This is a genomic window from Pseudomonas sp. IT-P4, assembly GCF_949767755.1.
GTDB lineage: Bacteria > Pseudomonadota > Gammaproteobacteria > Pseudomonadales > Pseudomonadaceae > Aquipseudomonas > Aquipseudomonas monachiensis.
Genome location: NZ_CATKPX010000020.1, coordinates 1 through 13,921 on the forward strand (window position 1 = coordinate 1; position 13,921 = coordinate 13,921).

Annotated in this window: 15 protein-coding genes; 12 read left to right on the plus strand and 3 right to left on the minus strand. The window is 61.1% G+C overall.

Translation table 11 applies throughout. From position 1 onward, the window contains the following. Positions 1 to 94: 94 nt before the first annotated feature. The 8 genes from ACM6IT_RS04880 (at position 95) to araH (ending at position 7,887) form a co-directional block, all read left to right on the plus strand. Positions 95 to 703, plus strand: a complete 609-nt coding sequence (locus ACM6IT_RS04880; RefSeq protein WP_414917628.1) for a DUF4823 domain-containing protein — start codon at positions 95 to 97, stop codon at positions 701 to 703. Positions 704 to 719: 16 nt separating this feature from the next. Next, positions 720 to 1,280, plus strand: a complete 561-nt coding sequence (locus ACM6IT_RS04885; protein ID WP_414914919.1) for a DUF1285 domain-containing protein — start codon at positions 720 to 722, stop codon at positions 1,278 to 1,280. Between the two features lie 140 nt (positions 1,281 to 1,420). Next, positions 1,421 to 2,137, plus strand: a complete 717-nt coding sequence (locus ACM6IT_RS04890) for a FadR/GntR family transcriptional regulator (protein ID WP_056727210.1) — start codon at positions 1,421 to 1,423, stop codon at positions 2,135 to 2,137. Between the two features lie 45 nt (positions 2,138 to 2,182). Beyond that, entirely contained in the window at positions 2,183 to 3,058 is an 876-nt protein-coding gene (locus ACM6IT_RS04895; protein WP_414917629.1) for an SMP-30/gluconolactonase/LRE family protein, read from the plus strand. Positions 3,059 to 3,331: 273 nt separating this feature from the next. Next, the gene (locus ACM6IT_RS04900; RefSeq protein ID WP_056727208.1) at positions 3,332 to 4,150 is read left to right on the plus strand and encodes an SDR family oxidoreductase; all 819 of its coding nucleotides are present in this window, start codon (positions 3,332 to 3,334) and stop codon (positions 4,148 to 4,150) included. Between the two features lie 142 nt (positions 4,151 to 4,292). Then, a complete protein-coding gene (locus tag ACM6IT_RS04905) occupies positions 4,293 to 5,297 on the plus strand; it encodes a substrate-binding domain-containing protein (protein WP_056727207.1) in 1,005 nt (334 codons plus the stop codon). Positions 5,298 to 5,361: 64 nt separating this feature from the next. Then, complete coding sequence (araG, locus tag ACM6IT_RS04910) at positions 5,362 to 6,906, plus strand: L-arabinose ABC transporter ATP-binding protein AraG (RefSeq protein ID WP_056727206.1); 1,545 nt, start codon at positions 5,362 to 5,364, stop codon at positions 6,904 to 6,906. A 12-nt stretch (positions 6,907 to 6,918) separates the two neighbouring features. Beyond that, complete coding sequence (gene araH / locus ACM6IT_RS04915) at positions 6,919 to 7,887, plus strand: L-arabinose ABC transporter permease AraH (RefSeq protein WP_056727447.1); 969 nt, start codon at positions 6,919 to 6,921, stop codon at positions 7,885 to 7,887. 161 nt (positions 7,888 to 8,048) lie between these two features. Here araH and ACM6IT_RS04920 read toward each other — a convergent pair whose 3' ends face one another. The 3 genes from ACM6IT_RS04920 to ACM6IT_RS04930 all read right to left on the minus strand — a co-directional run bounded on the left by ACM6IT_RS04920 (position 8,049) and on the right by ACM6IT_RS04930 (position 10,059). Further along, positions 8,049 to 8,429 carry a Rho termination factor N-terminal domain-containing protein gene (locus tag ACM6IT_RS04920; RefSeq protein ID WP_056727205.1) on the minus strand — a complete coding sequence of 127 codons (381 nt, stop codon included), beginning with the start codon at positions 8,427 to 8,429 and terminating at the stop codon, positions 8,049 to 8,051. Positions 8,430 to 8,448: 19 nt separating this feature from the next. Further along, positions 8,449 to 8,772, minus strand: coding sequence for a hypothetical protein (locus tag ACM6IT_RS04925; RefSeq protein ID WP_414917630.1), 324 nt, complete (start codon positions 8,770 to 8,772; stop codon positions 8,449 to 8,451). Positions 8,773 to 8,853: 81 nt separating this feature from the next. Next, entirely contained in the window at positions 8,854 to 10,059 is a 1,206-nt protein-coding gene (locus tag ACM6IT_RS04930) for an MFS transporter (protein ID WP_056727203.1), read from the minus strand. A gap of 199 nt (positions 10,060 to 10,258) precedes the next feature. Between ACM6IT_RS04930 and ACM6IT_RS04935 the strand changes: the two genes are divergently transcribed. The 4 genes from ACM6IT_RS04935 (at position 10,259) to dgoD (ending at position 13,785) form a co-directional block, all read left to right on the plus strand. Beyond that, entirely contained in the window at positions 10,259 to 10,741 is a 483-nt protein-coding gene (locus ACM6IT_RS04935) for a GNAT family N-acetyltransferase (RefSeq protein WP_056727202.1), read from the plus strand. A 214-nt stretch (positions 10,742 to 10,955) separates the two neighbouring features. After that, entirely contained in the window at positions 10,956 to 11,948 is a 993-nt protein-coding gene (locus ACM6IT_RS04940) for a 2-dehydro-3-deoxygalactonokinase (RefSeq protein ID WP_414917631.1), read from the plus strand. Between the two features lie 19 nt (positions 11,949 to 11,967). Next, a complete protein-coding gene (locus tag ACM6IT_RS04945; RefSeq protein WP_056727200.1) occupies positions 11,968 to 12,588 on the plus strand; it encodes a 2-dehydro-3-deoxy-6-phosphogalactonate aldolase in 621 nt (206 codons plus the stop codon). A 48-nt stretch (positions 12,589 to 12,636) separates the two neighbouring features. Then, positions 12,637 to 13,785, plus strand: coding sequence for a galactonate dehydratase (gene dgoD, locus ACM6IT_RS04950; protein ID WP_008047041.1), 1,149 nt, complete (start codon positions 12,637 to 12,639; stop codon positions 13,783 to 13,785). Positions 13,786 to 13,921: the final 136 nt, after the last annotated feature.

The window sequence follows — 13,921 nt, forward strand, 5'->3', positions numbered from 1 at the left end:
TCGGTCTGTCAGATGCTGATGTGAATGAGCTGGCGCAAAAGCTGCATCCTACGGCCATTCGCCGGTTTTCCGACACCGGCCTCTGGAGGATAGGATGCGTAGCCTGGTTTTGCTGCTGGCCGTTTTGGCACTTGGTGGCTGCATGAACGTCAGCGATATGGCCGAAGGGACTCGTTACCACATGAGCGATGCGGGGTTGCTCGACCACAGTGACAGCCGTCGTGTAAACAACCTGCGCATTCAGCCGGACTCGTTCGTCTACATCGCCCAGGGCGCTTTCATGCCGCCAGGCGGCGCCGTTTATCCGCGGCCCAACGTGATTGCCGAAGTCGCGTTCGATGGCTTCGTCGAATACTTCCCGATGGTCCGCCGTGCCCGCACGCCGGAAGGCCTCGACCAGGCCATGGGCGAGGCCCGTGCCGCCGGTGCGCACTATCTGCTTTACACCCGGTTTGCCAAGTCTGACGACCGTATCGGCAACTCGGACGAGTGGCTGGACCAGGAAGCCCTCGATCGTCTCGGTATCGACAGCGGTATGATTCAGATCATGTTGATCGAGACCAGCACCCAGTATTTGATTGATACTGCAACCATCAAGAGTCGTGGCGGTTTACTGACGTTCCACGATAAAAAACCCGAAGACCTGATGGGCCCGCCGCTGGAGCAATACGCGCGCAGCCTGCTGGGGCTCAGTGACCAGTAATCCCGAGGAGAGCGCCATGAGTGGCCCGCAAAAAGCCAACGACCTGCTGGGGCAAATCCCCAAGACCAAAGGCTTGCCGCCGGTGCACCTGTGGAATCCCGATTTCTGCGGCGACATCGACATGCGCATCGCCCGGGACGGCACCTGGTATTACCTGGGCACGCCGATCGGGCGCAAGCCGATGGTCAAACTGTTCTCCACCATCATTCGCCGCGACGGCGATGATTATTTCCTGATCACTCCGGTGGAAAAGGTCGGCATCAAGGTCGACGATGCGCCGTTCGTGGCGATTGCAGTGGACGTGGAAGGCGAGGGCGAGGCGCAGCTGTTGCGCTTTACCACCAACGTCGATGAAACCACCGAGGCCGGCGCCGATCATCCGATGCGTGTGGTCATCGACCCGGTAACGCAAGAGCCGGCCCCTTACGTGCATGTGCGCAGCAATCTTGAAGCCTTGATCCATCGCAACGTGTTCTATCAATTGGTGGAGCTGGCGGTGAGTCGCGATATCGACGGCCAGCGCTGGCTCGGTGTATGGAGTGGCGGCGAGTTCTTCCCCATCGGGCTTGAGCCTTGAAAAGATCGCAGCCTGCGGCAGCTCCTACAGGGGAATGTGGACTCCTGTAGGAGCTGCCGCAGGCTGCGATCTTTTTTATTTGACATCCAATCGTATGATGATTAGCGTGAGCTTCCATCACGTACGGCTTTGAGGTGTCCATGTCCAGCAGCTTTCATGCATCGACGGTTGACTGGTTGGGTTGCTGGCTCGCCACGGGGCAGGTCAAGCCGGGTGAGTCACTCAAGGTCGAAGCCGACCTTGGCGAACAACTTGGTGTAAGCCGCACGGTCATCCGTGAAGCCATCAAGACCCTGGTTGCCAAAGGCATGCTCGAGGTCGGGCCGAAAGTCGGCACGCGGGTTTTGCCGGTGCGGCGCTGGAACCTCTTCGATCCACAAGTCGTCGGCTGGCTGTCGCGCAGCGGCTTGCCGGAAAACTTCGTCGACGATCTGCTCGACCTGCGCCGCACCATCGAACCGATGGCCGTGCGCTGGGCCTGCGAGCGCGCAACCGGCGAACAGGTGAACGCGATCCTGTTGGCCTGCAATGCGCTGGAACGGGCGGTGGACAGCGGCATCGATTACAACCGTGCCGACCAGTTCTTCCACGAGTGCATCCTCGCCGCCAGCCACAACCAATTCATCGAACAAATGGTTCCTGCCCTCGGTGCGTTGCTGGCGGTGGCCTTTGAAGTGTCCGCCGCCGACCCGGATGAACTGCGTCGCACCCTGCCGATTCACCGGGACCTGGCCGAGGCTATCGCGGCCCGGGATACCGCCCGGGGTGTCTGGGCCTGCATGACCCTGATCGACAACGCGGACTTGGCGATCAAGCGTTACTACCCGCAAGTCATGGCGGATAAAAAGGCCAGCTGACAACGAAAATCCCCACATAAAAACAAGAACAATGCAGGAGGTTTCATGGCGTGGACCGCGGTGACCGAACATCGGGCACAACTGGGCGAAGGCCCGTTCTGGGATGCCCCCACCCAAGCCCTGTACTGGGTGGATATCGCCGGCAGACAGGCGCTGCGATTGATCGGTGCCAACGTGCAGATATGGCAGATGCCGGAGCACGTGTCGGCGTTCATTCCCTGTGAGAGCGGCGACGCCTTGGTGACATTGAGCAGCGGCGTGTATCGCCTCGATCTCGATTCACCCGGCCTGGCGCCGCGCCTGACATTGTTTTGCGTGGCCGATCCGCAACCGGGCAATCGCCCCAACGAAGCCCGCTGCGACGCCCAGGGCCTGCTCTGGCTCGGCACCATGCAAAACAACATCGGCGTAAACGGCGAAGACCTGCCCATCGTCCGTCGTTCCGGTGGGTTGTTCCGCATCGATCGCGACGGGCGGGTTGCGCCGTTGCTGCGCAATCTGGGCATTCCCAACACGCTGCTGTGGAGCGATGACGCCACCAGCGTGTATTTCGGCGACAGCCTCGACGGCACCTTGTATCGACATTTCATCCGTACCGACGGTGCCCTCGATGCGCCGCAGGTCTGGTTTGGTCCGCACGGGCGTGGCGGCCCGGACGGTTCGGCGATAGATGCCGAAGGTTTTATCTGGAATGCCCGTTGGGACGGCAGCTGCCTGCTCAGGTTGAGCCCGGACGGCAAGGTCGATCGAATCATCGAGCTGCCGGTCAGTCGCCCCACCAGCTGTGTGTTTGGCGGTGCAGACCTGAAAACCCTGTACATCACCAGCGCGGCGAGTCCGCTGGGCCATCCGTTGGACGGGGCGGTGTTGTCGATCCCGGTAGATGTGCCCGGGAAGCACTGTACTCGCTTCGCTGGGTAAATCCCAAAATATGGGATGTAAATATATATATTGAGATTTTCTGCGTGCCGGGTTTATAGTCGGCCCCACCAGTTACATGCACTCACACTTAAAAAAACAAAACAGGTGAAGTGATGCAGCGAAGTTTCCCCGTGTTCCCTTGCGGAGCCAGTGCCTCAGAGCGTTTCCGAGCTGAAACGTTTTCGCACTCACCTGTTTCCTACCCAGCGCCTTTTGACCGGACATCGACAGATGCCCGGTTTTCGTCGTGTCTTCGAACAGGAGTCTTGATCCATGGCTGAACCACTGTCATTGCCACCAGTGCCCGAACCGCCCAAGGGCGAACGCCTGAAAGGCAAGGTCGTATTGCTGACCGGTGCCGCCCAGGGGATTGGCGAAGCGATTGTGGCGACCTTCGCGTCCCAGCAGGCCAGGCTGATCATCAGCGACATTCAGGCCGAGAAAGTCGAGAAGGTCGCGGCGCACTGGCGGGACCAGGGCGCCGATGTGGTGGCAATAAAAGCTGACGTGTCGCGTCAGCAGGATCTGCACGCCATGGCCCGGCTGGCGATCGACCTGCACGGCCGGATCGACGTGCTGGTCAACTGCGCCGGGGTCAACGTGTTTCGCGATCCGCTGGAAATGACCGAAGAAGACTGGCGTCGTTGCTTCGCCATCGACCTCGATGGCGCCTGGTACGGTTGCAAGGCAGTGCTGCCGCAGATGATCGAGCAGGGCATCGGCAGCATCATCAATATCGCATCCACCCATTCCACCCACATCATTCCGGGGTGCTTCCCGTACCCGGTGGCCAAGCATGGCCTGCTCGGCCTGACCCGTGCGCTGGGCATCGAATATGCGCCCAAGGGTGTGCGCGTCAACGCGATCGCGCCGGGCTACATCGAAACCCAGTTGAACGTCGATTACTGGAACGGTTTTGCCGACCCCCACGCCGAACGCCAGCGCGCGTTCGACTTGCACCCGCCGCGCCGCATCGGGCAGCCGATCGAAGTGGCAATGACCGCCGTGTTCCTGGCCAGTGATGAAGCACCGTTCATCAATGCCTCGTGCATCACCGTCGATGGTGGTCGCTCGGTGATGTACCACGACTGAGTGATCGGGCTTTCAGGCGCCTTGGTACGTCTGAAATCCAATCATCATACGATATGACTATTGGCGGTATGTTTTTACTGCCCGCTGGTTAACAAAGAACGCTTTCAAAGAACGCTCAAGAAAAATAACAAGGAGTCAGCTTATGAATCGTCGTCATGCTATCCGTTCCCTCTGCTGTGCCGCGTTGGCGGTCTCGGCGTTCAGCCTGAGCAGCACGCTGCTGGCAGCCGAAGAAGTGAAGATCGGTTTCCTGGTCAAGCAGGCGGAAGAACCCTGGTTCCAGACCGAGTGGGCCTTTGCCGAAAAGGCCGGGAAAGAGAAGGGCTTCACCCTGATCAAGATCGCCGTGCCGGACGGCGAGAAAACCCTTTCGGCCATCGACAGCCTCGCGGCCAACGGCGCCAAGGGGTTCGTGATCTGCCCGCCGGACGTGTCCCTGGGACCTGCGATCATGGCCAAGGCCAGGCTCAACGGGTTGAAAGTGATCGCCGTCGATGACCGTTTCGTCGATGCCGGCGGCAAGTTCATGGAAGACGTGCCGTACCTCGGCATGGCCGCTTTCGAAGTCGGCCAGAAACAAGGCCATGCCATGGCGACCGAAGCGAAGAAGCGCGGCTGGGACTGGAAAGACACCTATGCGGTGATCAACACCTACAACGAACTCGACACCGGCAAGAAGCGCACCGACGGTTCGGTCAAAGCGCTGGAAGATGCCGGTATGCCGAAAGACCACATCCTGTTCGCGGCCCTCAAGACCCTCGACGTGCCGGGCAGCATGGACGCCACCAACTCGGCCCTGGTGAAACTGCCGGGGGCGGCGAAGAACCTGATCATCGGCGGCATGAATGACAACACCGTCCTGGGCGGTGTGCGCGCCACCGAGAGCGCCGGTTTTGCCGCGGCCAACGTGATCGGCATCGGCATCAACGGTACCGATGCCATCGGCGAGCTGAAGAAACCCGACAGCGGCTTCTACGGTTCGATGCTGCCGAGCCCGCACATCGAGGGCTACAACACCGCCAGCATGATGTACGAATGGGTCACCACTGGCAAAGAACCGGCGAAGTACACCGCCATGGATGACGTGACGCTGATCACCCGCGACAACTTCAAGCAGGAACTGGAAAAGATCGGCCTGTGGAACTGACAGCCGTTTGATTTCAGCGGTGGCCCCGGCGGCGGGGCTGCCTGATCGGTGTGAAGAGGTGGTTATGCACGCGCAAACAATCCAACAGGAACACAGCCTTACCGGCAGCTTGCGCTTCAACGGGATCGGCAAGACCTTTCCCGGGGTGAAGGCGCTGGACAACATCAGCTTCGTCGCCCATCCGGGGCAGGTTCATGCCTTGATGGGCGAGAACGGCGCCGGCAAGTCGACACTGCTGAAAATCCTTGGCGGGGCCTACACGCCTTGCAGCGGTGCCTTGCAGATCGGCGAGCGGACGATGGACTTCAAGTCCACCGCCGACAGCATCGGCAGTGGCGTCGCGGTGATCCACCAGGAGCTGCATCTGGTGCCGGAAATGACCGTGGCCGAGAACCTGTTTCTCGGGCATCTGCCCGCCAGTTTCGGCCTGATCAATCGCAGTACCCTGCGCCAGCAGGCACTGGCCTGTCTCAAAGGCCTGGCCGATGAAATCGACCCCCAAGAGAAAGTCGGACGCCTGTCTCTCGGCCAGCGGCAACTGGTGGAAATCGCCAAGGCGTTGTCCCGTGGCGCCCACGTGATTGCCTTCGACGAACCCACCAGCAGCCTTTCGGCACGGGAGATCGACCGCTTGATGGCGATCATCGGCCGGCTGCGGGACGAGGGCAAAGTGGTGCTCTACGTATCCCACCGCATGGAAGAAGTGTTCCGCATCTGCAACGCGGTGACGGTGTTCAAGGACGGGCGTTACGTGCGCACCTTCGACGACATGAACCAGCTGACCCACGATCAACTGGTCACCTGCATGGTCGGGCGCGACATCCAGGACATCTACGATTACCGCCCACGCCAGCGCGGCGCGGTGGCTCTCAAGGTCGATGGCCTGCTCGGGCCGGGGTTGCGCGAACCGGTGAGTTTTGAGGTGCACAAAGGTGAAATCCTCGGGCTGTTCGGGCTGGTCGGTGCTGGACGCACCGAGCTGTTGCGCCTGCTCAGCGGCCTGGCGCGCAACAGCGCCGGACAGCTGAAACTTCGAGGCCATGAACTGAAGCTGCGTTCACCCCGGGACGCGATTGCCGCCGGGATCCTGTTGTGTCCCGAGGACCGCAAGAAGGAAGGCATCCTGCCGCTGGCCAGCGTCGCCGAGAACATCAACATCAGTGCGCGCGGCGCTCACTCCACCTTCGGTTGCCTGTTGCGCGGCCTGTGGGAGAAGGACAACGCCGAGCAGCAGATCAGGGCGCTGAAAGTGAAGACGCCCAACGCGGCGCAGAAAATCATGTACCTGTCCGGTGGCAATCAGCAGAAGGCCATTCTCGGCCGCTGGCTGTCGATGCCGATGAAGGTGCTGCTGCTCGACGAACCCACTCGCGGCATCGACATCGGTGCCAAGGCCGAGATCTACCAGATCATCCATAACCTGGCCGCCGAGGGGATCGCGGTGATTGTGGTGTCCAGCGACTTGATGGAAGTCATGGGCATTTCCGACCGCATCCTGGTGCTGTGCGAAGGCGCCCTGCGTGGCGAGCTGAGCCGCGAACAGGCCAACGAATCCAACCTGCTGCAACTGGCTTTGCCGCGCCAACGCGCCGACGGCGTGGCGAACTGAGAGGTGACTATGATGACAACCCAAAACAACACCCTGCCGACTACACGCAAACCGCTGGACCTGCGACGCTTCCTCGATGACTGGGTGATGCTGCTGGCTGCGGTCGGCATTTTTGTCGCCTGCACCTTGCTGATCGACAACTTCCTTTCACCGCTGAACATGCGTGGCCTGGGCCTGGCGATTTCCACCACCGGGATTGCTGCGTGCACCATGTTGTATTGTCTGGCGTCCGGGCATTTCGACTTGTCGGTGGGTTCGGTGATTGCCTGCGCCGGGGTGGTTGCGGCGGTGGTGATGCGCGATACCAACAGTGTGTTTCTCGGTGTCTGTGCGGCGCTGGTGATGGGCCTGATCGTCGGGCTGATCAACGGGATAGTGATCGCCAAGCTGCGGGTCAACGCGCTGATCACCACGCTGGCGACCATGCAGATCGTGCGTGGCCTGGCCTACATCTTTGCCAACGGCAAAGCGGTGGGGGTGTCCCAGGAATCGTTTTTCGTGTTCGGTAACGGCCAGATGTTTGGCGTGCCGGTACCGATCCTGATCACTATCGTCTGCTTTCTGTTCTTCGGCTGGCTGCTGAACTACACCACCTACGGGCGCAATACCATGGCTATTGGCGGCAATCAGGAAGCGGCGCTGCTGGCCGGTGTGAATGTCGACCGGACCAAGATCATCATCTTCGCCGTGCACGGTGTGATCGGCGCGTTGGCCGGGGTGATCCTGGCGTCGCGCATGACCTCCGGCCAGCCAATGATCGGCCAGGGTTTCGAGCTGACGGTGATCTCGGCCTGCGTGCTGGGCGGGGTGTCGTTGAGTGGCGGGATCGGCATGATCCGGCACGTGATCGCCGGGGTGTTGATTCTGGCGATCATCGAAAATGCGATGAACCTGAAGAACATCGATACGTTTTATCAGTATGTGATCCGGGGTTCGATTTTGTTGTTGGCGGTGGTCATTGATCGACTGAAACAGCGCTGACCACCGAAGTCTGAAGGTACAGATGATCTCCTGTGGGAGCGGCGGTGCGACGATTCGACTTGCTCGCGAAAGCGATCTGTCGGTCACATCGATGTTGGATGTGCTGACGTCTTCGCGAGCAAGCCCGCTCCCACATTGGACCATGTACAAAACAGTTGGCCTTAACCCGCCTTGCGCAACGCCTCGATCAACTCCTGCTTGCGCATCCCCGATCTTCCCGGAATACCCTTGGCCCGGGCTTCCTTCCTCAAGCTATCGACCGTCTGGGTCTCTCTGGAGGCCCTGCTGCCACGCGAGTGTCCCTCACGAGTGGCCACCGCCCGACGCGCCGACTCCTTGCGATCGGCCGATTTTGCACTGGCCGGCTTCTTGCGTCCCGAACCGCCGGCCCGCTCGCCGCCGCCGGACTGCTTGTTGACTGTCGCCCAGGCGCGGGCTTCTGCTTCGTCTTTTGAGACGCCTTTGTTTTCGTAACTGTCTTCGATGTGTTGCGCCTTGCGTTTTTGCTCAGCGGTGTATTTGGTTTTGCTTCCACGAGGCATGGGATTTCTCCTGGCTTCATTACTGGCTCATGTTGCTTTCCTCGTCCTCGGTGGTGCTTGAACCGAGGCCACCACTGCCGGGTGTTTTTTTGTCCGGCAGGTTCGGCCCGCCCTTACGTCCCGCGTCATTGCCTTGAATCCGCGGGTCGGTGCCGGTGGCGGGCGGCAGGTTATGGTCGATCGTCGTGCCATCGGTGTTCATGCCGGGGGCACTCTGGATGGCGGGAGCCCTGGGTTTTTCCACCGGATTGGTCGGGCCGGTGCTCGAGCCGATGGTCCCGGCGAAGGAGGCTGCGGACAAAAGCGCAGTGAGAACGAGGGCGGTCAACCTGGACAGGGTCATGGCGGTGTCTCCAACGAGTAGAGTCCTTACCTGATTAGTCCGCCCTCGATCCGGATGGGTGCATTGTCAGCGACGAACGGCTCAAGCCTGTTCCAGTGCCCTGACTGCTGTGGCCCTGCGCCAGATCAATCGGCCCACCGTGATCAGCCAGTTGAGCGAGGCAACCGCCAACACCGTGAGCAACAGCGTGGGCATGCCTTGTTCAACGATGATTTTCCCGGCCAGCAATGGAAAACCGAACACGCCGATGAAGTACGACAGGCTGAACAGCAGCAGGGATTGCGCGGTGCTGCCGTTCGGCGCTTCATTGGCGGCCAGGCCGTTGATCACCGAGTAGGTCAGGCCATAACCGATCCCGAGCATCACCGCCGCGAGCACATAGCTGAAGCTGCTGTCGACGACAAAACCGAACATCACGATCGATGCCAGCATCAACCCCGAAAGTACGCATGACGCACGGAACGGATCGCGCTTGACCACGAACCCGGCAACCAGCATGCGGCCGCTGATCGCCGCGCTCATGAAGCCGAGGAAGAACAGCGAATAGTCGAGTGAGTGCGCCGCCGCGTAACTGGTTTGAAAGCTCGACAGACCACCGAACACACAACCGCCGAGGCCAACCATGATGATCGGGAAAACGGCCCTGGACGACAGCACCTGAGTCGCTGCACGCCAGGAAATCCGCGACACGCTGCCAGATTGCGCGGGCGTCTGTTTCAGTTGTCGATCCAGGCGCCAGAACAGCAAAACGCCGATCAGGCTGGCCAGCGCCGCCAGGTAAAACGCCGCCGTCACCGGATAACCGAGCGCACTCGCCGCGCGGCCGAGCAAAGGGCCGCTGCCGATTCCGGTCATCATGCTGCCCGACAACAGGGCGAAGTATTTGGCGCGCTGCGCGGGAGTCACAAGACTCGCGACGATGATCGGCCCCAGGGTGTAGAACACGCCCCAGCCCAGGCCCAGCAGCAGCCCGAAAAACAACAGCAGGTGACCGAAGCCCGGGGTCAGGGCGAAGCCCAGGCTGGCTGCTACCAGCAACACACCGAACAACGCCACCGATCGGGCGGCGCCGAGCAAGTCGGACAAATGACCGGAAACAATCACCGCCGCAAAGGTGCTGAGCATCGCCGCCGAAATCACACTGCCGGCGTCGTGTTCGTTACCGCCGCGCGAACCAATCAACAACGACAGCAAAAATGTCGAACCGTAGGACAACGACAACAGGTAACTGGCGAGGCAGAACAGGCCGAACAGCTTGCTTGAAACTGGGGGTATTGCGGTAGACATGACGCGGTTCCTTGACCGGCTGAATGAGCAGCGCGGCTATCTAACCACGCAGTGCCCAAATGTTAGGTCCGAGGTTATCGATTCCAGGGTTAGTGTTGGCCGGAGTAATGAGCGCATTTGTGGCCAGTGAGCAAGCTCTCTCGCCACACGTCACGCGCCGACTTAGTATGGCGTTTTCCACTTTTGACAAGGCACGTCCATGACGATCGAAATCCGCCCGGCGACCCCCAGTGACGCACCGCAAATCCTCGCGTTCATCACTGAACTGGCCGACTACGAACGTGCCCGCCATGAAGTCATCGCCAGCGTTGCCGATATCGAGCGCAGCCTGTTCAGCGAAGGTGCCACCGCCCATGGCCTGATTTGCCTGCGCGACGGTGCCCCCATCGGTTTCGCGGTGTTCTTCTTCAGCTATTCCACCTGGCTTGGCAGCAACTGCCTGTACCTCGAAGACCTCTACATCACCCCGGAACAGCGCGGCGGCGGTGCGGGCAAGACCCTGCTGCGGCAACTGGCGAAAATCGCCTGCGCCAACGACTGTGGCCGTTTCGAGTGGAGCGTGCTGGAGTGGAATACACCGGCCATCGATTTCTACAAATCCCTGGGGGCGCAGCCGCAGGAGGAGTGGGTGCGCTATCGGATGGATGGGGCGGTGTTGCGGGATTTTGCTTCGGGTAACTGAAACTTCTTAAAAGATCGCAGCCTTCGGCAGCTCCTACGGATCGATGTACACCGCCAAACCGCGGCGGACGATCCCGTGTAGGAGCTGTCGAAGGCTGCGATCTTTTTTTTGTCGCGTCTCACAATATGGGATTGATATTTATATATTGAGATTTGTCCCGTCTCAGGTTTATAGTCCCGCTCACTCACTGCCAAAAACCAAAACAGGTGAAGCGATGCAGGCGCAATTGATCGCGCTCGACTGGGGGACAACCTCATTACGTGCTTACAAACTGGCTGAAGGCGGCCAAGTGCTCGAACAGCGTTCGCTGTCGTCGGGGATCATGCAGCTGCCGAAAGCGCCGCGAATCATTGGCGGCCGGGAATGCGCCGATGGTTTCGAACTGGCCTTCGATGAGGCTTGCGGCGACTGGCTCGATGCCCAGCCGGATTTGCCGGTGATTGCCTGCGGCATGGTCGGCAGCGCCCAGGGTTGGCGCGAAACGGCCTACCGCGACACGCCGGCGAATGTCGCCACGCTCGGTACTGCCTTGCAAACCGTGCGCAGCCTGCGCGGCGTCGATGTGCACATCGTGCCCGGCGTCATCGAGCGTTCGCCTTTACCGAATGTGATGCGCGGCGAAGAAACCCAGGTGCTCGGCGTGCTGCAAAACCTGACGAGCGAGGCGGGCGCTGATCTGCTGATCGGGCTGCCGGGCAGCCACTCGAAATGGGTGGAAGTGGCCGACGGCTGCATCATGCACTTCGACACTTTCATGACCGGCGAAGTCTTCGCTGTGCTCAGTCAACACAGCATTCTCGGACGCACCCAGCAAAGTGGCGGGTCTTTCGATGGCGATGCGTTTGATCGCGGCGTGCGGGTCGCGTTGTCGGCGGACGGTGACATCGGTCCGCTGTCGACCCTGTTCAGCGCCCGCAGTCTCGGGCTGACCGGCGAGTTGAGCGCCACCGCCCAGGCGGACTATCTGTCCGGCCTGCTGATCGGCCACGAGCTGGTGGCGCTGGCCAACGTGCAACGGCGCCGGCGCAACAGCGTGCATCTGCCTTCGATCATCCTCATCGGCAACACCCAACTCTGTGCCCGCTACAGCCGTGCGCTCGACGCCTGCGGTTTTGCCCGGGTGATCCTGGCCGAACAGGCCACCGAACGCGGGTTGTGGCAACTGGCGCTGGCTGCCGGCCTGGTCACGTGCACCGCATCCCGTTAAACCTGACTGGAGTCCTGACATGCTCAAACAAGCCCTGGCGCAAAACGGCCTGATCGCGATCCTGCGTGGCCTGCGTCCGCAGGAAGCGGCGGACATCGGCGAAGTGCTGTACGCCGCCGGATTTCGCGTCATCGAAGTGCCGCTCAATTCCCCTGAGCCCTACGAAAGTATCCGCATCCTGCGCAGTACCTTGCCCGCCGATTGCCTGATCGGTGCCGGTACGGTGTTGACCCCGGAGCAGGTCGAACAAGTGAAAGCCGCGGGCGGCCAGGTGATCGTCATGCCCCATAGCGATCCGAAGGTTTTACGCGCGGCGAAAGCGGCAGGGCTGTACCTGTCGCCGGGAGTCGCCACACCGACTGAAGCCTTCGCGGCACTGGCTGAAGGCGCCGATGTGCTGAAACTGTTTCCGGCCGAGCAGATGGGCCCGGCAGTCGTCAAAGCCTGGCTCGCGGTGTTGCCGGCCGGAACCCTTCTGGCGCCAGTCGGCGGGATCACGCCGGACAACATGCAGTCGTTCATCGACGCCGGCGTCAAAGGTTTCGGCCTCGGCTCCGGCCTGTTCAAACCGGGCATGACGCCAGCGCAAGTAGCGGCCAATGCCGAGGCCTACGTCGCTGCCTGGAAAGCCCTTCGCTAAGACTTCTTTGAGCGCCGAGCGCGCTGCATCTAATAAGAGAGCCAAAAGATGAAAATCACCAAACTGACCACCTTCATCGTTCCGCCGCGCTGGTGCTTCCTCAAGGTCGAAACCGACGAGGGCGTCACCGGTTGGGGCGAGCCCGTGGTCGAAGGCCGCGCCCACACCGTTGCCGCTGCCGTTGAAGAATTGTCCGACTACCTGATCGGCAAGGACCCGCGCAACATCGAAGACATCTGGACCGTGCTCTATCGCGGCGGCTTCTACCGTGGCGGCGCGATCCACATGAGCGCCCTGGCCGGTATCGACCAGGCCTTGTGGGACATCAAGGGCAAGGCGCTGGGCGTGTCGGTCAGCGACCTGTTGGGTGGCCAGGTGCGGGACAAGATCCGTGTGTATTCGTGGATCGGTGGCGACCGTCCGGCGGATACCGCGCGGGCGGCGAAAGAAGCGGTCGAGCGTGGTTTTACCGCGGTGAAAATGAACGGCACCGAAGAATTGCAATTCCTCGACACCTTCGACAAGGTCGACCAGGCCCTGGCCAACGTCGCTGCCGTGCGCGATGCCGTCGGCCCGAACGTCGGCATTGGCGTGGACTTCCATGGCCGGGTGCACAAGCCCATGGCCAAGGTGCTGATGAAGGAGCTTGATCCGTACAAGCTGATGTTCATCGAAGAGCCGGTGCTCAGCGAAAACTACGAAGCGCTCAAAGAACTGGCGCCGCTGACCAGTACGCCGATTGCCCTGGGTGAGCGCCTGTTCTCGCGCTGGGATTTCAAGCGTGTGCTCAGCGAAGGCTACGTCGACATCATCCAGCCGGATGCCTCCCACGCTGGCGGCATCACCGAAACCCGCAAGATCGCCAACATGGCCGAAGCCTACGACGTGGCGCTGGCGCTGCATTGCCCGCTGGGCCCGATTGCCCTGGCGGCGTGCCTGCAACTGGACGCGGCTTGCTACAACGCGTTCATCCAGGAGCAGAGCCTGGGCATCCATTACAACGAGAGCAACGACCTGCTCGACTACGTCAAAGACCCACGGGTGTTCGACTACGACAAAGGCTTCGTGAAGATCCCGAACGGCCCGGGCCTGGGCATCGAGATCAACGAGGAATACGTGATCGAACGCGCCGCCATCGGCCACCGCTGGCGCAACCCGATCTGGCGCCATGCCGATGGCAGTTTTGCCGAGTGGTGAGTGCCTGACACACCACTGAACCCCTGTGGGAGCGAGCTTGCTCGCGATAGCGTCCTGTCAGTCACATCAATGCCGGATGTGCCGCCGTCATCGCGAGCAAGCTCGCTCCCACAGGGGGGAGTGCAAGTCTTCAAAA